At 36.5% G+C, this 19,937-nt stretch carries 20 protein-coding genes; 13 read left to right on the top strand and 7 right to left on the bottom strand.

Features of this window, described 5'->3' with window-relative positions:
- Window positions 1-22 precede the first annotated feature (22 nt).
- The 4 genes from HXV90_RS21030 (at window position 23) to zupT (ending at window position 2,754) form a co-directional block, all read left to right on the top strand.
- The gene (locus HXV90_RS21030; RefSeq protein WP_269897936.1) at window positions 23-922 is read left to right on the top strand and encodes a hypothetical protein; all 900 of its coding nucleotides are present in this window, start codon (window positions 23-25) and stop codon (window positions 920-922) included.
- A 39-nt stretch (window positions 923-961) separates the two neighbouring features.
- A complete protein-coding gene (locus HXV90_RS21025; protein ID WP_255349868.1) occupies window positions 962-1,093 on the top strand; it encodes a hypothetical protein in 132 nt (43 codons plus the stop codon).
- Window positions 1,094-1,178: 85 nt separating this feature from the next.
- Window positions 1,179-1,787, top strand: a complete 609-nt coding sequence (locus HXV90_RS21020) for a phosphatase PAP2 family protein (RefSeq protein WP_048394216.1) — start codon at window positions 1,179-1,181, stop codon at window positions 1,785-1,787.
- Window positions 1,788-1,944: 157 nt separating this feature from the next.
- Window positions 1,945-2,754 carry a zinc transporter ZupT gene (gene zupT, locus HXV90_RS21015; protein ID WP_016992734.1) on the top strand — a complete coding sequence of 270 codons (810 nt, stop codon included), beginning with the start codon at window positions 1,945-1,947 and terminating at the stop codon, window positions 2,752-2,754.
- 55 nt (window positions 2,755-2,809) lie between these two features.
- On the opposite strand, the gene HXV90_RS21010 is transcribed toward zupT, so the two are convergent.
- The 3 genes from HXV90_RS21010 to thrC form a co-directional block, all read right to left on the bottom strand.
- Window positions 2,810-3,496: an MtnX-like HAD-IB family phosphatase gene (locus HXV90_RS21010; protein WP_269897935.1), complete on the bottom strand. Its 687-nt coding sequence runs from the start codon at window positions 3,494-3,496 to the stop codon at window positions 2,810-2,812.
- Between the two features lie 99 nt (window positions 3,497-3,595).
- On the bottom strand, window positions 3,596-4,510 hold the full coding sequence (thrB, locus tag HXV90_RS21005; RefSeq protein WP_269897934.1) for a homoserine kinase: 915 nt from the start codon (window positions 4,508-4,510) through the stop codon (window positions 3,596-3,598).
- Window positions 4,507-5,559, bottom strand: a complete 1,053-nt coding sequence (thrC, locus tag HXV90_RS21000; protein ID WP_269897933.1) for a threonine synthase — start codon at window positions 5,557-5,559, stop codon at window positions 4,507-4,509. The genes thrB and thrC overlap by 4 nt, the downstream gene beginning before the upstream one ends.
- A 204-nt stretch (window positions 5,560-5,763) precedes the next feature.
- Between thrC and HXV90_RS20995 the strand changes: the two genes are divergently transcribed.
- Window positions 5,764-6,993, top strand: coding sequence for an MFS transporter (locus HXV90_RS20995; RefSeq protein ID WP_269897932.1), 1,230 nt, complete (start codon window positions 5,764-5,766; stop codon window positions 6,991-6,993).
- Between the two features lie 316 nt (window positions 6,994-7,309).
- Window positions 7,310-8,176 (top strand): MurR/RpiR family transcriptional regulator, encoded by an 867-nt coding sequence (locus tag HXV90_RS20990; RefSeq protein WP_066038016.1) that lies wholly within the window; start codon window positions 7,310-7,312, stop codon window positions 8,174-8,176.
- A 109-nt stretch (window positions 8,177-8,285) separates the two neighbouring features.
- Here the strand turns inward: HXV90_RS20990 and HXV90_RS20985 are convergent, their stop codons facing one another.
- A complete protein-coding gene (locus HXV90_RS20985; protein ID WP_048394306.1) occupies window positions 8,286-9,089 on the bottom strand; it encodes a GNAT family N-acetyltransferase in 804 nt (267 codons plus the stop codon).
- Window positions 9,090-9,541: 452 nt separating this feature from the next.
- Between HXV90_RS20985 and HXV90_RS20980 the strand changes: the two genes are divergently transcribed.
- The gene (locus tag HXV90_RS20980) at window positions 9,542-10,468 is read left to right on the top strand and encodes a manganese-dependent inorganic pyrophosphatase (RefSeq protein WP_054549605.1); all 927 of its coding nucleotides are present in this window, start codon (window positions 9,542-9,544) and stop codon (window positions 10,466-10,468) included.
- Window positions 10,469-10,508: 40 nt separating this feature from the next.
- Here HXV90_RS20980 and HXV90_RS20975 read toward each other — a convergent pair whose 3' ends face one another.
- Window positions 10,509-11,888: an FAD-dependent oxidoreductase gene (locus tag HXV90_RS20975; RefSeq protein WP_066038018.1), complete on the bottom strand. Its 1,380-nt coding sequence runs from the start codon at window positions 11,886-11,888 to the stop codon at window positions 10,509-10,511.
- 125 nt (window positions 11,889-12,013) lie between these two features.
- Here HXV90_RS20975 and HXV90_RS20970 point away from each other — a divergent pair, with 125 nt between their 5' ends.
- From HXV90_RS20970 to HXV90_RS20960, 3 genes are all read left to right on the top strand, one after another.
- On the top strand, window positions 12,014-12,721 hold the full coding sequence (locus HXV90_RS20970) for a DsbA family oxidoreductase (protein ID WP_269897931.1): 708 nt from the start codon (window positions 12,014-12,016) through the stop codon (window positions 12,719-12,721).
- A gap of 178 nt (window positions 12,722-12,899) precedes the next feature.
- Entirely contained in the window at window positions 12,900-13,526 is a 627-nt protein-coding gene (locus HXV90_RS20965; protein ID WP_048394231.1) for an FMN-dependent NADH-azoreductase, read from the top strand.
- A 303-nt stretch (window positions 13,527-13,829) separates the two neighbouring features.
- Window positions 13,830-16,190 (top strand): bifunctional 2',3'-cyclic-nucleotide 2'-phosphodiesterase/3'-nucleotidase, encoded by a 2,361-nt coding sequence (locus HXV90_RS20960; RefSeq protein ID WP_269897930.1) that lies wholly within the window; start codon window positions 13,830-13,832, stop codon window positions 16,188-16,190.
- Window positions 16,191-16,221: 31 nt separating this feature from the next.
- On the opposite strand, the gene HXV90_RS20955 is transcribed toward HXV90_RS20960, so the two are convergent.
- Both HXV90_RS20955 and HXV90_RS20950 read right to left on the bottom strand, forming a co-directional pair.
- Complete coding sequence (locus HXV90_RS20955; protein ID WP_004231978.1) at window positions 16,222-16,587, bottom strand: DUF2500 domain-containing protein; 366 nt, start codon at window positions 16,585-16,587, stop codon at window positions 16,222-16,224.
- Window positions 16,588-16,620: 33 nt separating this feature from the next.
- Window positions 16,621-17,148 (bottom strand): YceI family protein, encoded by a 528-nt coding sequence (locus tag HXV90_RS20950; protein ID WP_048394236.1) that lies wholly within the window; start codon window positions 17,146-17,148, stop codon window positions 16,621-16,623.
- Between the two features lie 359 nt (window positions 17,149-17,507).
- Between HXV90_RS20950 and HXV90_RS20945 the strand changes: the two genes are divergently transcribed.
- From HXV90_RS20945 to HXV90_RS20935, 3 genes are all read left to right on the top strand, one after another.
- On the top strand, window positions 17,508-17,813 hold the full coding sequence (locus tag HXV90_RS20945; protein ID WP_004231981.1) for a winged helix-turn-helix transcriptional regulator: 306 nt from the start codon (window positions 17,508-17,510) through the stop codon (window positions 17,811-17,813).
- Between the two features lie 219 nt (window positions 17,814-18,032).
- Window positions 18,033-18,947 (top strand): UDP-N-acetylmuramate dehydrogenase, encoded by a 915-nt coding sequence (murB, locus tag HXV90_RS20940; protein WP_269897929.1) that lies wholly within the window; start codon window positions 18,033-18,035, stop codon window positions 18,945-18,947.
- 52 nt (window positions 18,948-18,999) lie between these two features.
- A complete protein-coding gene (locus tag HXV90_RS20935; RefSeq protein WP_269897928.1) occupies window positions 19,000-19,755 on the top strand; it encodes an exodeoxyribonuclease III in 756 nt (251 codons plus the stop codon).
- Window positions 19,756-19,937 lie beyond the last annotated feature (182 nt).

Raw genomic sequence — 19,937 nt, 5'->3', positions numbered from 1 at the left:
TTTATAAAGGTAGGCGTGTATTGTGAAAGTAGAACTTGAAAATTTGTTTTCCATAGATGAAACTAGTCAAGATCAAGTTATTAACGTTTATAATCGTCATGGTATTGCTATTGGTGCGCCTGAATTGAGAAAAAGAAACTTAAAAACTAAATTTAATCCTATTTTTACATTAAATGAAGATGTAACATACGAGCAGGTAACAGCTTTATATGAGTCATTAGAGCGTGAATTTGGAATCGTTTCAATCGGAGAACGTTTTTATTTTGAATTTTCAGATTTAGAGTATGAACGAGCACCATTATTTACTTTAAATTCAACAGGTAATTCACCAGAAATGTTCTTAGAAGATAAGGGGACACTATTTTCTTTGAGTACACATTGTAAGTGTTGTGGGCTCATGGATAAAGAGCAGTTATCACCAATAGTTATCGATACTACGCAGATGAAAGATCGTCATTTAGTGCATGTAAATGGTTATTGGGTAGCTTCTGAGGAACTAGTATCATTAATGAAAAGAGAAAAACTAGAAGGCTATGAGCTTTTAGAGGTGATCCATCAAGGTCCGAAAGAAGGCAAACAGCCAGCTTATCAAATTATTCCTATACAAATGCTCCCTGAGTGTAGTAAGGACAGGGTTAAATTATACTTTGCAACTGAGCAACCTCCGTGCAGTTGTGGTTTAAATGGTGTCATTAATGGTCCTGATATTTATCATCATGAAGATTTGGAAAACTTAAAAGGGGATGTTTTCTACTCAGCCGAGTGTAGTCATGATGGAAGATATCTATATAGAAAGACTTTGTTTAGTAAAAGATTTAGAGAAACTATTATAAAATATGGTATTTCACGTGAGGTTAGAGGAGAAAAGGATGCAAACTTTGGTCCAAAAGATTGGCTTTTTGATCCAGTGCTAATTAAGTAGTCGAATTTGGACTAGTAAAAGAATAAGGGAGTGTTTAGGATGTTTAGAAGAATACTACCTATAGTAGCCATTTTATTCATTGTTGCATTGGCCGTTTCCAATTACTTTAACAAACCAGAAGAAGAATCAGTCACTATTTATCAAGAGGTCAATGGTGTATACCTTTCTTAAAATGAAGGCCTATATTTCATTCAGAAAAGATTTATTTGTGTTATGATGTGAAGGACATAGCATGAATGTTTTTTGAGGTGAAAAAATGAAAAAATGGGCATATCCATTAGCAGTTTTAACGTTAATTGTCTTTATTGTATTAAGAGCCACTTATCAAAGCCAGCTGATGAATACATTTGATGCAAAGATGGCAGAGCTTTTTTTTGGTAATCGATTTATTGAGATTTTTCATTATATAGGTGAGCCTAAATTTGTTGTTGCTGTTGCAGTAGTTTTAATGGTGTATTTAGCTTGGAAGGAAAAAAATTATCGAGGTATGCTATTTGTTGTCCTAACTTTTGCGGCAGGCAATGTTCTGAACCAATTACTAAAAAAATGGGAGCAGCGTCCACGACCTGAAATTGAGGATCAACTGACATCCTTTAGTTTTCCATCTGGACATTCGATGACTGGTATACTTTATTTATTTACACTTGCTTATATTTTAGCGGAGAATAGTAGTAAAGGACGTAAAATCCTTCTGTGGCTTGGGGCAACAATTTTAATGGTGCTTATTGGTTTATCACGTATTGCAGGAGCTCGACATTTTGCTACAGATGTACTTGCTGGTTGGAGCATCGGCTATACTTGGTTTATCATCTGTGTCATTTGGTACGAACGTCGTAAACGTTTATTTCAATCTAATCATAAATAAAAAGACAGGCAGTATCTATTTCTATGATAGATACTGCTTTTTTACATTTTACCGAGACATTGTAAAGAATGATATTTGCCTCATAAAAAAGAATTGCGTATAGGAAACTTCTACGTTAAGATGAGTACAATAAGAAAAAGAGCAAAGGAAGAAGGGTATGGACGGAAATGTTTTACTGGCATTAGGATTAACTCTGTTTGCTGGACTTGCAACAGGTGTAGGTAGTTTAATAGCATTTTTTACATCAAGAACAAATACAAAATTTTTATCATTAGCATTGGGGTTTTCAGCAGGGGTGATGATTTATGTATCCCTTGTAGAAATATTTGTGAAAGCTAAAGATGCTTTAACCAATGCATTAGGTACAACTAATGGCTATTGGATGACAATCCTTGGATTTTTCGGTGGGATGTTGTTTATTGCCTTAATTGATAAATTCATTCCGAAGGCAACTAATCCTCATGAAGTAAAGCTGGTAGAGGATGTTAATGCCATCAAACCACAGGTTAATGAAGAACATTTGATGAAGATGGGCGTTTTTACAGCCCTGGCGATTGGCATTCATAATTTTCCTGAGGGGATCGCTACATTTATGTCAGCTATTAATGATCCGAATGTAGGAATTGCTATTGCCATTGCAGTTGCTATTCATAATATTCCAGAAGGCATTGCTGTATCTGTTCCTATTTTCTTTGCAACAGGTAATCGAAGGAAAGCCTTTAAATTATCCTTTTTATCAGGATTGGCAGAGCCTGTAGGTGCATTAGTAGCTTTTTTGCTCCTTATGCCCTTTTTAACAGATGTCATGTTTGGAATCGTTTTCGCTGGGGTTGCAGGGATAATGGTCTTTATTTCACTAGATGAATTGCTACCAGCTGCACAAAGATATGATGAAACACATTTGTCGATGTATGGTCTAGTAGGGGGAATGGCAGTCATGGCCATTAGCTTAGTATTATTAGCATAAGTAAGTAGGAAAAGGGAGACATCTTTGTAAAAGTGGCTCCTTTTTCTTTTTTCTATTAGCGTGTAACAACAGCTTTTTTTGACTCCACTAGCTCTTGTACTATTTTTAGACAATCATGAAATGTGGTAAAAGGTCTATATGGAACATGAAGCTCTTCACAGCGTTGGATAAGATGATCTCTAGCTAAAACAATATCTGCTAGTTTAGCTGCCTCAAAATCTGATAGAGAATCACCAATTACAATTTTATAATGATCCTCCTTGGCAACCTTCCGCATCACGCTTGGTTTACAGCAGCCGCATCCTTGTGTGTTGTATTTAGCGCATTCCTCATCGCAGCTATTTGGGTAGATCAATTCTATTTGTTTACCAGAGAAATCTGCTCTATTACAGTAAATGCCTGAAAAGGGGCCAAATTTTTCAACTAAAGGCTCGATGAAAAAATCAACTCCGCCACTTACAATATAAAATGGAATATCGTTGTTTTGAGCAAAGCGGGCAAAATCACCAAATCCCTCACGTATGACTGCCGACTCCATCAGGTATTGAATGACTTCATCTTTTTGATGAGTAGAAAGTAGATGAAACATTGCTGATAGCCCATCTTTAAATGAAATGGTTTGTTCCATCATCGCTTGAGCAATTTTCTCAGATTCTTCTGGTACAAATTCAGTCATAAGTGAAAAGATGTTATCTGTTTCTGTTATCGTGCCATCGAAATCACAGAATATAATGGGTTTCAAAATAATTCCTCCTTAGGAAAGCGCGTATAAAAAGTTTAATTCTATACTTCTATAATATTAGTTTTATCCAATCTTGCTTTCAAGAAAAAACGCCTACTATTAAAGTAGACGTTTCACACATTCATTGACTTGTACACCATGTTCATCAGCATTTGTTAAAATAATTTGATGCTCTGGGAATTGCTTTTTCATTAATTCAACGAAGTCAGAGGCAATAGCAGAAGGAATAATAGAAATCATTGTTGGTCCAGCGCCACTTAGAGCAGTACCATATGCACCGTTCGATTTTGCAGCCACACGAATTTCTTCATAAGCAGGAATTAGCTTTGCACGAAACGGTTCATGGAATAAATCTTCCTCCATATAACGCCCAGCACGTTCAAAATCTCGCGCCATTAAAGAAGCGGCTAACATATTTGCATTTGCTGAGGCATGAACAGCATAGGAACGGTTAAATTGCTCTGGTAAAACAGAACGGGATTCGCTTGTTTTTAATTCAACATCTGGTACATATACCACAAAGGAGGCATCGATATCATTGATGTGGAATGTATCGACTATGCCATTGTCATCCATCGAAGAAATCGTTAATCCTCCTAAAACTGAAGCAGTTGCGTTATCTGGATGTCCTTCAATTTGTGAAGATAGATTGAGTTTATCTTGAATTGTTAATTCCAGCTCGCAGACTTGGTTAGCAAGCTCAATACCTGCAACAATAACTGCTGCACTGCTGCCAAGTCCACGTGCCAATGGAAGTTCACTAGCCATCTCCACACGACAAGCCGGTAGCTGTTGACCATATAGATCTGCAGTTTTTTTAGCAATGACGTATAGTAAGTGTTCTTCAAGCTCAAACTCTTTAGGACCATTATCATCAAGATGAATAATTTCCCACTGTTCTTGCAAGGTAACAGAAAGCTGTAAGTAAAGAGACAAGCTAAGTCCTATTGAATCAAAGCCTGGACCTAAGTTGGCTGTGCTTCCAGGAACTGAGATTTGCCACATTTTACTCATAGTACACCCTCAATATATGCACGAATTTCTTCTTCATCGTTTTTAAGGGATACGACCTCTACAGTGGATACATTCATGGCTGTATCAGGATCTTTCAGGCCATTCCCTGTAAAGATTGTTACAACTTTGGCGCCTTGAGGAATTTTTCCATTTGCAACAGATTTCATAACACCAGCTAAAGAAGCAGCAGAGCCAGGCTCAACAAAAATGCCTTCTGTACTTGCGATTAATTTGTAGGCTGCTACAATTTCTTCATCTGTAACAGAATCAATGATACCACCAGATTCATCTCGAGCAGCTTCTGCCAATGTCCAGCTCGCAGGATTTCCAATACGAATGGCAGTTGCTACAGTCTCAGGATTAGGAATTGGCTCACCTTTAACGATTGCTGCAGCACCTTCAGCTTCAAAGCCATACATTTTTGGTAGACCACAATTTTTTGCAGCGTGATATTCTTTAAACCCTTTCCAATATGCAGTAATATTACCTGCGTTCCCAACTGGAATACACAAATAATCAGGGGCTGAACCTAAGGCATCTACGATTTCAAACGAAGCTGTTTTTTGACCTTCGATACGGTATGGGTTTACAGAGTTAACAAGTGCAACTGGTGTCGTTTCACTTACTTGGCGAACGATATTGAGTGCATCATCAAAGTTTCCGTCAATTTCAATGATCTTTGCCCCATACATTGTTGCCTGTGCTAGCTTTCCAAGAGCAACTTTACCTTTTGGAATAACAACGATTGATTGGATGCCTGCACGAGTTGCATAGGCAGCCGCAGCAGCGGAAGTGTTTCCTGTAGATGCGCAAATAACGCATTGACTTCCATCCTCGATAGCTTTTGCAACAGCAAATACCATTCCTCGGTCTTTAAATGAGCCAGTTGGATTTGCACCCTCAATTTTTCCGTAAAGCTCAATGCCTAGTTTCTTAGATAAATTCACTAAATGTATTAGAGGCGTATTGCCTTCGTTTAAAGTTAAAGCAGGTGTATTTTCAGTTACGGGTAAAAATTGTTTATATTCTTCAATAAGGCCTTTCCACATAACGTAACGATCTCCTTTTGTTCTTATAGAAAGAACAGTTGTTTTTGTATAAAAGACATTTTAACGCAAATAGCACTATTATTTCAATACCATTTCATTAATTGTCGAAACAATTCGGTAATTTGAATAGTACTTGTCACTTTCTTGAAACAACTGTATAGTAATCTTGTAATGTAAAGTCATGTGTAAAGACAGGTGGTTAGAATGACAATAAATACAGTAGTAACAAAGAAACCTCAGCAATCCATTTCCAGAAATAAGTTATTGGGTGTAGCGGGGGTTGGGTGGCTCTTCGATGCAATGGACGTTGGTATATTATCCTTTGTCATTGCAGCATTGGCCGCTGAGTGGGGACTATCACCAAGTCAATCTGGTTGGATTGGTAGTATAAATTCTATCGGGATGGCTGTAGGAGCTCTCTTTTTTGGTGTGTTTGCTGATAAAGTAGGTCGCAAGCAAATATTTATGTGGACACTTGTCCTTTTTTCTATTGCAAGTGGTTTCTCCGCTTTTACAACAACATTAACTGCATTTTTAATTTTACGGTTTTTAGTAGGGATGGGGCTAGGAGGAGAATTGCCTGTAGCTTCAACGCTTGTATCTGAAAGTGTGGCTGCCAAAGAAAGAGGTCGTGTGGTTGTATTACTTGAAAGCTTTTGGGCAGCAGGTTGGTTAATAGCGGCACTTATTTCGTATTTTGTTATTCCCACATGGGGATGGCGAGTAGCCCTTATACTAACAGCACTTCCAGCGTTTTATGCTATTTATCTTCGTTGGCATTTGCCAGATTCACCTCAATTTACGGTGAAGGAAGAAGCGAAAAAACGGAGCATTGGTCAAAATATGAAAGAGGTTTGGTCAAAAAAGTATGCTCGTTCTACATTTATGCTGTGGCTATTATGGTTTACGGTTGTATTTTCGTATTATGGCATGTTTTTATGGTTGCCAAGTGTGATGGTAGGGAAGGGCTTTGACATGATTACAAGCTTTAAATATGTTTTGATCATGACTTTAGCTCAATTACCAGGTTACTTTACAGCTGCTTGGTTTATAGAAAAGTTTGGACGTAAATTTGTCCTTGTTTCCTATCTAATTGGTACTGCAGCGAGTGCTTATATTTTTGGAAATGCAGATACTTTAGCCGTATTGTTAACTTCAGGGATGTTTTTATCTTTCTTTAACTTGGGGGCTTGGGGAGCATTATATGCTTATACACCCGAACAATACCCATCGGTTATACGTGGAACAGGCGCTGGTATGGCAGCAGCGGTTGGACGAATTGGTGGTATTTTTGGGCCGTTGCTCGTTGGGTTTTTATTAACGGCAGGCTATGATATAGGTTTTATCTTTGCCATTTTCTGTGGAGCAATTATTATCGGTGTTGTAGGGGTCATCTTCCTTGGTAAGGAAACGAAGCAGCTTGAATTAGAATAGTATGAAATAGAATGTCCTGGATCAAAGAATTGATCCAGGACGTTTTTGTCTGATTTCGCTTAAATAATACATAAAAATTAGCTTTTATTAATTTTTATTCGATTTTACTGATTTATTTGTTAAAATGACAAATCAATATAAAATGGTTAAAGAGTAAATCAAATTGTTTTATTAGCAGGTTAATGCGATGAAGATTTTTCAGAAAAGTCATTGTATTCAAATTGTAATCGTGATACTGTATTTTTAATCGAATTTTGAGTCAGTAGGAAACAATCTCCCGTTCGTGATAAGGTCATTGAAAGAAAGGTTGTTAGGAATGAGTATTCATGAAGATATAAAGAAAAGGTTTGTAAGGCTGTCAAAGGGCCAGCGTAAAGTAGCACAATTTGTAATGGATAATCCCACAACAGTGATTGCTAATGGAGCAGCAGAGGTTGGCAGATTGGCTAATGTAAGTGAATCAACCGTGATTCGATTTTGTTATGCTATGGATTTGTCAGGGTATGTAGAACTACAAGAGGAAGTTAGAGGCTTTATAATGTCTCAAGATGTAGGTGCAAATCTACAGCCTACATATACTGCTAAGAAGCTGACTAATTCTAGCTTTGGTAAGGTGATGCAACGAGATAGCCAAAATATTCAAGAAACAATTCATTTGATTAACGATCAGCAGATCCAAAAATGCTCAAAATGGATGCATGAAGCAGACAATATCTATATTCTAGGTACTCGTCACAATGCATCTGTTGCAAATTGGCTATCTAATACATTGAAAACACTTCGTGCTAATATTAAGCAGCTTCGTTTAGACTCAGATGATTTAGTGAATCAAATAAACAGTATGGGCGAACATACGACTTTAATTGTACTATCTTTTGATAAACAGATTGTGGATATTAAAACGATTGTTGAAATTGCAAAGGTAAAGAAAGTGAAAATTATTGCCATTACAGGTTCTGCATTTTCGCCTATTCGAGAATATGCCAGTGCATTATTTACCCTCGGTACCAAGAATCATTCTTCTCTAGACATTGCCCCAGTCTTGATTTCATTTTTGCATGCGTTGATAGAGGAAATGATAAGCCAGGATAAAGACCACTATGATAAATATCAGCAATTGTATGAGCAAGTAGAAAGTAATGTATTATTCTTAGATGCTATTAGAGAAAAGCAGGTATTTTAATGTAAATACGCATAGATAGTTGTTGAAACACACTATCTATGCGTATTTTTTTGAAATTTTCTATATAAAAAGATGTCCAAATAGTATTTAGACATCTAGGAAAAGTGAATTATAGAATTTTACTCAAGCTATATTCATTAATATAAGTATCATTTAATTTAATGGCATTTTTTCGAATGCCCTCCTGATGAAATCCTAGCTTTGTAAAGAGGTGTAAAGCTACATTGTTATGCTCCATAACAGATAACTCTAAACGGGAAATATCATGTTGTTTAGACCAACTTTCAACAGCTTTCATCAGTGCGGAGCCAATACCTTTTTGCTGATACTCTTCTTTCACAGCTAAACGAATAGAGGCAACATGTCTAGCTTTTGATTGTTTATATCCATGAATAACCGCATAACCGGCAAAAATTCCGTTTAGTACACAAAGTAGTATAGTACGGTTTTTTAATTGCTTCCAATAGGTTAAATTTTTACGAAGTTGTTGGACAGTGAGATCTAGCTCGTTTTGAACATTATACATGAAGTCAGTTTCTTGAAAAATCTCCTCTTGCAAATGAATGAATGATCTAGCATCAGATGCTTCAATTCCTCGTATTATGTATGCAGATGAATTCTCCTCACTATTAGAAGTGTTGTTTTCGGTAGACTTCATTTGCGTACGTGAGAAAGATACACTAGAACCTAGTTTAACATCAATGACATAATAGCCTGCATTTGTCCATGATAAATAATGTGAGAGAGGGGGCTTAGTTTTTTTCCACCAGCTTTTATTTAAGTAGGCGGCGTTCGGTAATGCTTGTCCCATAATGTTTTCTAATTCACCAAAGGATAAAGTAATTTCTTGTTGTAAAGCTACATCAAAATAGTTAGCTAAAGGAATGTACTTTTTTTCTATCTTCTTCGTCATCGTAATCCCCATTTCCTGAATATCCAAAAATATAGACTACCTGATGATAGCATAAAATTATGATGACTTAAATATGAAAACCCAACTAAATATCTATATAAACTAATTATTTTATAAAAAAGAGGCATTTTTACTATTGAATGTTAAAAATAGGTTGGTAAAAATAGAGAATTTTATAGAAGTAATTAGACCTATTAAAAGTATACATAGCAGCTTAAGCTAGTTATAATATAGATATCTTATTTGAAAAGTATGTATTTAGAGCGCTATCATTATATTTGCATAATACAGGTTAACCGCAATTAAGCCTGTATGTTATTTCGAGAGTGAAGGTCAATGGCAAATACGCTGAGGCGAAATTGTTCCAAAGTTTCACTTTATCACTTGTCAGGCTATAAGGTATGATAAAATAAAATATAAATGTAAGTGCCATTTTAGGAGGAATTAATTCAATGAGTAAAGTATTAGTTTTTGGACATAAAAACCCAGATACAGACACAATCACGTCTGCAATTGTATATGCCTATTTAAAACAACAAATTGGTGAAGAAGCTGAGGCTGTACGTCTTGGAGATGTTAATAATGAAACTCAATTTGCATTAGATAAATTTGGCTTTGAAGCGCCTCGTTTAATCTCTTCTGTAGTTGGTGAAGCGGACAAAGTTATTCTAGTAGACCACAATGAATTCCAACAATCGGCTGACGGTATTGAGGAAGTGCAAATTGCAGAGGTAATTGATCACCACCGCATCGCCAACTTCCAAACAGCTGATCCACTATATTATCGTGCAGAACCAGTAGGCTGTACGGCTACTATTCTTAAGAAAATTTTTAGCGAAAACGGTTTAGACATACCTGCGAACATTGCTGGTTTAATGTTATCTGCAATTGTTTCAGATACATTATTATTCAAATCACCGACTTGCACAGAGCAAGATGTAAAAGCTGGTGAAGAGCTAGCAAAAATTGCTGGTGTGGAAATTGCAGAGTATGGCTTAGCAATGCTAAAAGCAGGTGCTGATTTATCTGATAAATCATTAGAAGATTTATTATCATTAGATGCAAAAGAGTTCCAATTTGGTGAGTACAAATCTGTTGTAGCTCAAGTTAATGCAGTTGATGTTAATGATGTTCTTAATCGTCAAGAGGAGTTAGAAATCCTACTCAATAAAAATGTTGCAGAAAATGGCTTAGATCTATTCTTCTTCGTTGTGACTGACATTTTAAATAATGATTCAACAGCTGTTGCAATTGGGCAAGTAGCAGAAGCAGCAGCAAAAGGATTCGGTGCTGATCTTATCAATAACCGTGTTGTATTACCAGGTGTTGTTTCTCGTAAGAAACAAATTGTACCAGTATTAACAGAAGCTCTAAAATAAAAAATACAAAAGAGGTTGTCTATTTAGACAGCCTCTTTTTTTAATCAAGTTTTAATGGCTGTACAGCAGGGCCTTCAAGCACCTCACCCTTAGCGTTAAAACGAGAACCATGGCAAGGACAATCCCATGTTTCATCAGCTTCATTCCATTTTGTTTTGCAGCCTAAATGAGTACAGGTTGGAGCAGTGGCATTCCTCATATACCCAGCTATATATTCCTTGGCAACAAAGCCTCCTACTTTCAGCATTTGCATGAATTGGGCACCGAATTTAGTACGTGATGGTGAATAAAGAGCGATAGCACCTTCTTCAATCTTTGAGCCAGTTAAAAGAGACGATAAGATATCACCTGCGACAAAGGAATTGGAGATTCCCCATTTTCGATAGCCAGTGGCAATCAATACGTTAGGTAAGGAGTTTGTAATTCTCCCAACATAAGGGACAATATCAGGTGTTTCTATATCCTGGGCTGACCATCGATAAAGTGGCTGTTGTTCAAAATGCTCCTTCATTTCATTGGAAATGGCCTCATAATATGGCTCAGTATGAACGGTCTCGCCAGCGATATGATTCGCCCCTCCTAAGACTAAATAATTTTCCTGATTGATCGTGGCAGTCCGTATCGAACGGGAAGGAAAATCAACTGATAAATATTGACCTTGCATAGTCTCAGAGGTTTTACTTGCAACCATATAGGAGCGACTATTGGATAATTTAAAAAGTTTAAGCCCTTTAAATGCTTCAATGGGATAATGTGAACATAAAATAAGTTTATTATATTGAACCGACATATTTTTTTCGGTATATAAGTTATTCTGTGGTATGTTTAATTGCTGAACACGGGTATTTGCATAAAGTTTTGCGCCCATCTTCTGCGCCTCTTTCGCAAGAAAATTACTTACTTCAACAGGATTTATTTGTGCTTGTTGTGTCATACATAAAGCTTTTGTAATAGGGAATGGGAGCTCTGTGTCAGAGGTAAGGTTAGACTTAATGTTTAAAACCTTATAGGCATTCCATTCTTTTAATAATTGTGCATAGCCTTCTTTTGTTTGACAGTATAACAGTGAATCCACCGAACGAACCCTGTCTGGTGGGAGTATTTGTCTAGCTTTATCAATGGCTTGTTGATTCAGTTGATAATAAAGCTGTGCCTCTTCCAAAGATAATTTTTCTAAAAGATTTGCATAGACAATGCTATGTTGGGCTGTTAATTTTCCTGTTGAATGCCCTGTCGTACCGTGACCAAAATGGGTATTTGCTTCGAGAAGAACTACATCCACACCTGCTTTTGCTAAAGTATAGGCAGTATATAAACCAGTTAAGCCACCACCGATTATACATACATCGCATGTTGTTGAGGAAGTAAGAGAAGATAAAGAGACAGACTCAGTTGTAGCAAGCCAAAGAGATTGTGTCATATAGAAACCTCACATTGTTTTTGTGTTCAGTATGTAGAAGAACTTGAAAATTTATGCAGTGAGGCATTAAAATTGCCTTGTGATTTCAACTATCGCTACAATGTAGCAAAAGGAGTGAGTATGAAATGAAAATTGAAATTTGGTCTGACTATGTATGCCCATTTTGTTATATTGGTAAAAAACAATTAGAGAAAGCGATTGAGGATACTGGCTATTCGGGGCAGGTGGAGCTTGTCTATAAAAGCTACCAACTAGATCCAACTACTCCAATAGATTCGCATAGTACTGTCTATGAATCATTGGCAAAGAAATATGGAATGTCCTTAGAGAAGGCAAAGGAAATGACAGTGGGTGTAACAGAGCGTGCGAAAGAAGTAGGGCTAAACTACGATTTTAGCAATTTGATGGAAGAGAATACGCTAAAAGCACATCGGCTTGTAAAATGGGCTGAACAACAGGGAGATGTTACAGCTCTAGTGGAGTCACTTTTACACAGTCATTTTATTGAAGGAAAGCGTATCGGTCAAGATGATGTTTTATTAGAGATAGCTGAGAAAGTGGGCCTAGAGCGTGAAGAAGTTGCAAAGGTTCTTGCTGATGATGGTTATAAAAATGAGGTAGAAGCGGATATTCAAGAAGGTCTCCAGCTTGGTGTACGAGGGGTACCGTTCTTTGTCTTAAACCGTAAATATGGTATTTCAGGTGCACAACCGCAGGAGGTATTTGAGGATACATTGCGTAAAGTTGCTGAAGAAGAGGGCTTACAACCATCACTAAAGATGGCTGGCACAGGTGATGCGGGTATTTGTACAGACGATAACTGTAAATTTTAGCTTACTAGAGAGAGGAGTAAGACTTTCAACTCCTCTTGTTAGAATGGATGAAAGATAGAATATTTCAGTCAAAAGTCTGAGGCAAGTAGCATTGACATTTTAGATGAAATTTTTTAAGATAAACACATATCTTGAATTCGAGATATTAGATTTTGAAATTTAAGGGAGATTTTATATAATGAACGTTTTAGTAGTAAAAGCTAACAACCGTCCAGACGGTATTTCAACAAAAATGTATGATACTTTCATGGAAAATGTACAAGGTGCCAACGTAACAACTTTTGACGTATTTGCAGAAGATATGCCTTATTTTGGACAAGATCTTTTCAATGCTTTTGGTAAAGTACAAAATGGTGGAGAGTTAACAGACATTGAATCACGTCTATTAGCTGCAAAACAAAAAGCAATGGATGCATTAACTGCAGCTGATTTAGTTGTATTTGCATTCCCACTATGGAACTTAACAATTCCAGCACCTTTACAAACATTTATTGACTATGTATACCAAGCAGGATTCACATTCAAATATGGCGAAAATGGTCAATTAATTAGCTTAATGACTGACAAAAAAGCGATTATTTTAAATGCTCGTGGTGGCTACTATTCATCACCTGAAGCTCAACCAATGGAAATGTCAGTAAACTACATTAAAAACGTAGTAGGTGGCGTATTCGGGATGGAAGTTATTGAAGAAGTGATTATTGAAGGTCACAATGCTTCACCAGATAAAGCGCAAGAAATTATTGCAAATGGCCTAGAAGAAGTGAAAAAGGTTGCTCAATCACTACAAACTGTGAATGCATAAAAATTATTTTTTATTAAAAGTCCTCTCAATTTTGGGAGGGCTTTTTTTATTTTGTTAACAGATGTATGGTGTGGTATGGAGGTCGGACATATTGACAGTAACTAATTATTTTGAATTTACATTTACTAACATCCTATTTAATAGAAAAATAAAGAATGGTAGAAATCTATGATTTGGAGGGAAAGTAATTAACCATTCTTTTAAAAATACATATAATTAGGACTATATATTCAGTAAAAATTAGAATGGTTTTAATATAATAGAATTTGTAGGAAAATACTAGATTATTAAGGAGGTTGTTGTATGAATAAGAAATTAATAACTAATTTCTTGGCGACGTTACTAGTCCTTTTCGCGTTTATACCATTTGGAATTTCTGCTGATGCTGCTTCCAATGATGTAACACGCGCAGATTATGTAAAAGAATTAGTAGAAAATTTAGATGTAGAGATGGGTGACGGCTCTTCGCTTGCCTTTAACGATGTCTCTAAGGATTTAGCACCTTATGTAGAAAAAGCTGTTCAATTAAAACTTATTAAAGGGAAAACAGCAACGACATTTGGCCCAGATGACAAATTAACACGTCAGCAAGCATTTGTTATCTCTGCTCGTGGACTTGTTAGTGAAAACGCTTCCCTCAAAGTTTTAGAGCAATTTAAGGATGCAGATCAAATTGCAACGGCATATAAACAAGATTTAGCGAATGCTGTTGCAGCAAACATTTTACAAGCATTTGAGGATAATACTATTCGTCCTCGTGACTATGTGACAAAGGAACAGATGGAGAGTATTGTGGAGCGCTTTGTAGCAGAATACAAAGCACCTTCAACTGGTGTATCAGTTGATCTTCAGATTTTAGGGACAACAGATATTCATACCAATTTAGCTAATTACAATTACTATTTAGATGCTCCATCATCAGAGCTTGGGTTAGCTAATACAGCAACACTAATTGAGCAAGCAAGAGCTAAAAATCCAAACACATTACTATTTGATAATGGTGATTTAATTCAAGGCACACCACTTGGCTCATATAAAGCATTAGAAAGTGTTTTAAAGCCAGGTGAAGTTCATCCAGCTATTGCTGCACTTAATGCATTGAAATACGATGGTGGAACTTTAGGGAATCATGAATTTAACTATGGTCTAGACTTTTTAGATGAAGTATTAAACGATGCAAAGTATCCAGTCGTAAACGCTAATACCTATGATGCAAAAACAAAAGAGCGTATGTTTACACCTTATGTCATTCTTGATAAAGAAGTGGTAGACAGTTCAGGTAAAAAACATACACTTAAAGTTGGTGTAACAGGGATTGTTCCAACGAAAATTGTTGAATGGGATGCCATTCATTTAGCAGGTAAAGTTGAAATGCAAGAGCCAGTCGAAGCTGTGAAAGAGGTAGTACCAGAAATGCAAAAGGCTGGAGCAGACGTGATTGTCGTTCTGTCACATTCAGGTATCGGTGAAGATACTTATGTGAAGGGTGCTGAAAATGTTGGTTACCAATTAGCAGAAATTGATGGTATTGATGCTTTAATTACAGGACACTCTCATTTAACATTCCCTGGTGACTATAAGGATTTGAAAGATGTTGACCAAGAAAAGGGTACAATTCATGGTGTTCCTACTGTTATGGCAGGTAGCTATGGTAGTCATCTTGGTGTAATTGATTTAACACTAGAACAACAAGGATCTGAGTGGGTAGTGGTAGATGGTAAAGGTTCATTGCAATCGATCAAGCAAGAAGGTTTACAACCATCCACAACGGTTTTAGAGGCTATTAAAGAGGCACATGATGGCACATTAACGTATATCCGTCAGCCTGTTGGAGAAACAACTGCACCAATCCATAGTTATTTTTCAATGGTGCAAGATGATCCATCCATTCAAATCGTAACACAAGCTCAAAAATGGTTTATCGAACAAGAGCTAAAGGGTACGGCTGATGAAAAGACACCAATTCTTTCAGCAGGAGCACCTTTCAAAGCAGGATCACGTAATAATCCATTAGATTATACAAATATTCCTGTAGGACCGCTTGCTATTAAAAATATGGCCGACATTTATCATTATGATAATACTGTTGCTACGATTAAAGTGACAGGCGCACAAGCAATCGAGTGGTTAGAGATGGCTGCTGGTATTTTCGCAACAATTGATCCGACTAAAACGGAAGAGCAAAATATTATCGATGCAGAAGCACGTTCTTATAACTTTGATGTGTTAGATGGCTTAACATATCAAATTGATGTCACATCGCCAGCAAAATATGACCGCCGCGGTAATCTTACTGATGAAAAGGCAAATCGTATTAAGAATGTACAATATAATGGTAAACCAATCGATTTAAAACAAGAATTCATCATCATTACAAACAATTATCGTGTTGGTGGATCATATGGGGCGACATTTAAAAATGCAGAAGGCTCTAACATAACTAACTATGCTTATGAAAATCGACAAGCTGTTGTAGATTATATTATGGCGAATAAAACAATTAACCCAGCTGCGGATAATAACTGGTCATTTGTACCGTTCCCAGCCAATACAAAGGTTATCTACCTATCTGCAAAAGATGCACAAAAGTTCATACCAGCAGGTAGTGGTATTGAATATTTAGAAGATACAGAAGCTGGATTTGCTAAATATTTAATTAAATAAAAGAATAGGAAAAGGAGAGTAACGATAATCGCTACTCTCCTTTTTTATGTCTGTTGAATGAATGATACCGTGTACCTTGATAGGTTAAAATGCCAAGATCACCTTCTACAAGCTGACCATAATCGTAGCCATTCATCTTTAGTTCATGCCGTTCTCCGTTTTGCTCTTCAAACGTAACGTAGTAGGACGTAGATGCCCCAGTATTGTTAGATCCCCCACGTATATTCGTACGCTTTGTCACAACCTTAGCGGGTACCGTTAATATTGGTGAACGGTTGTTTTTAGACCAAGTGATAATACCGTTTACAATCATAAAGGCTATGCTCCCAAAAACAATAAAGAAGATGATGGTAATAAAAGCAGAGCCAAATAAAAAATCATTATCAAACCAAAACATAAATTCCTCCCTTTCTTTAAGGTAGAACAATACTTAAAGAGGATTTAATTCAAGATCTACTATCACGTCTATTTCATCGCTAATCAATACACCACCTGTTTCTAAAAAGGTATTGTAGACTAGATTAAAATCACGACGATCAATTTGGGCTTTAGCTTGGAAGCCAAAAACTTCTTGTGCCCATGGATTCACACCTTTTCCTGTATATACTGTTGTAAATACGATAGGTCTTGTTATGTTTTTGATGGTTAAATCCCCATGAATAGCAAAATTTTTATCATCAAGTTTATCAATATATGTAGAGGTAAATACTATTTTTGGATAGACGTCTGCATCAAAAAAGTCAGGAGACACAAGGTGGACATCACGATCATGATTCTTGGTGGAGACACTAGCCACTGTAATCGTGATAGAAATGTTTGCATCCTGCATTTGTTCGATATTGGATGTAACTATTTCACCGCTGTACGATTCAAACGTACCATGAATACGAGAAATCATCATATGTCTTACGGAAAACCCGATCGTTGAATGACTGAAATCAATAGCATATTTTTTCATTTGAAAACCTCCTAAAACAGCATTCTACAACGAATGATAAAGTAAACAAATCGCATATTCAATGAGTTTTTTATAAATGTGGAAGTATTTCCCTCTATAAAAGTGTAATCTGTGAACATGAAACAGAACATATTTAAAATCGAATAGGCATATTATTGGAAATATGTGCATTTTATTAAGATAGCGTTTAGTCTAAGACATTTTATGTTCCCTTGTTAGATATGTCCAACATTGAAATTGTGAGTTACTATTTGTAATTAAATATATAAAAGTTAATAGATTATTTTACGTAAATAAGTTACTTCAAATTTACATTTAGTGCATTAATCGTTACAATAGTTACATAGAGGTGAAAAATTATGAATGAGACAACTTTGTGTCCTCGTTTAGCTAAAGCAATGGATTTAATCGGAAAACGATGGACAGGGTTAATATTATATCAATTACTAGATGGACCACAGCGCTTTAATGAAATCGAATCTGCACTACCTGTCAGTGGACGTTTATTATCAGAACGTTTAAAGGAGCTTGAAAAAGAGGGGCTTGTTGAACGTAAAGTATATTCAGAAGTACCGGTACGCGTTGAGTATTCATTAACAGATAAAGGTCAGGCACTTGAAGGTGCTATCCGCAATATCGAAACATGGGCAAGTAGTTGGCTCTAGGGTGAATGGATTATTTTACTAGATAATACAATGAAATAGTGTCCTAAAAACGACACTTGGAATGACTGTCAATTTTCTTTATAATATTCATCATCTCTGCACAGGTCTTACCTGTCTTTTAATATGAGATAAAAATACCCTTCATTTTACTTGTCAAATTGGGGTTGTAAATCCATACTGGTGTAGAGTAAGAAGGACGTTAGAAAGGAATTAGCTCTCATGACAAAAGAACAATGGGCGATGGATTTAGCAAAAAGTATTAATCCTGCCAATATTAAGTTAAATGAATCATTACAGCAATACACAATGACAAAATTAGGTGGCAAAGCAGATGTTTTTGTTCTTCCTGAAACAGAAGAAGAGGCGGCATCCGTTATTCGCTATGCATATATAAATAATATTCCTTTATTAATGTTAGGTAACGGATCTAATATGGTTGTTCGAGATGGCGGTCATAGAGGAATCGTTGTAACATTTTCACGCTTAGATGAGATTCGTATTACTGGTCAGCATGTGTATGCTCAAAGTGGTGCACTGATCAAAGATGTATCAAAGCTATCAGCGCAAGCATCCTTAACAGGTTTTGAATTTGCATGTGGTATTCCTGGATCAATTGGCGGAGCAATGGCTATGAACGCAGGTGCCTATGGCGGTGAGATTAAAGATATTATTGTTTCATCGAAGGTGTTAACAAAAGAAGGGGACATTTTAATACTAGGTAAAGAAGACCTTGAACTAGGATACCGACAAAGCATTATTGCCAAAAAGGGTTATTATGTGCTGTCCTCTGAATTTCAATTAGCAGTTGGCGTACAGGAGGAAATTGATGCGAAGATTGCTGATTTAACCTTCCAACGTGAATCAAAACAGCCTTTAGAATATCCATCTGCTGGAAGTGTATTTAAACGCCCACCTGGTCATTTTGCTGGAAAACTTATTCAAGATAGTGGCCTACAAGGTAAAGGTGTTGGTGATGCTGAAGTATCTACCAAGCATGCAGGATTTATTGTCAACAAAGGAAATGCTACTGCTTCAGACTATATTAAGACAATCCAAATGGTTCAACATGTAGTGAAAGAAAAATTTGGCGTTGAATTAGAGACGGAAGTCAAAATTGTTGGTGACGATCTATAATAGGATGCCCTTCGCATAAGCCGAAGGGCGTTTTTTTAGGAGTGTGGATAAAATGAAATTTATATCATGGAATGTTAATGGGATACGAGCATGTCTAGGTAAAGGCTTTTTAGAGTTCTTTCATCAAATAGATGCAGATTTCTTTTGTATCCAAGAAACAAAATGTCAGGCTGGACAAGTTGAGCTCTCTATCGAAGGTTATGAGCAGTATTGGAATTACGCGCAGAAAAAAGGGTATTCTGGAACAGCAATTTTCACGAAACACACGCCATTGTCTATTAAGTATGGGGTGGGCGCCGAAGATTCTCAGGATGAAGGCAGAATTATAACATTAGAATATAAGAATTTCTATTTAGTAAATGTTTATACTCCAAATGCACAGCGTGATTTAGCGAGGTTACCATTACGTTTACAATGGGAGGATCGTTTAGCTAGCTATTTACAAGAACTAAATAGTCAGAAGCCAGTGGTTTATTGTGGTGATCTAAATGTTGCACACAGGGAAATTGATTTAAAAAATGCAAAATCTAATATTGGAAATTCGGGCTTTACATATGAAGAGAGAGCAAAATTTTCAGCGTTATTGGAAAGCGGTTTTGTAGATTCTTTTAGATACAAGCATCCCGAGGAAACTGACCACTACACATGGTGGTCCTATATGAATAAAGTGCGTGAACGTAATATTGGTTGGCGTATCGATTATTTTGTTGTATCCAATCAATTGAAGGAACAAATTGAAAGCGCAACAATTCACCCACATATTATGGGCAGTGATCATTGTCCAATTGAATTGCAATTACAATGCTAGTACTTAAATCGTATTTTCTAAATGGAAATACGATTTTTTGTATTTGTAACTTAATAAGGTGACTTTTAAAAATGTAAGATTTGGCAATGCCAGGGGGGTACCTTCAAAGTGAGGAGTAGATGCAACAATCACATGGGAACCCGCTTCCACCATATAAGTCCGCTCCACGAGAGAAGATAAAA

The sequence above is a fragment of the Lysinibacillus sp. JK80 genome (assembly GCF_027557635.1).
GTDB classification, from domain to species: domain Bacteria; phylum Bacillota; class Bacilli; order Bacillales_A; family Planococcaceae; genus Lysinibacillus; species Lysinibacillus capsici.
The sequence above is the reverse complement of the archived record's forward strand: the minus strand, read 5'-3'. Positions and strand labels throughout refer to the sequence as shown.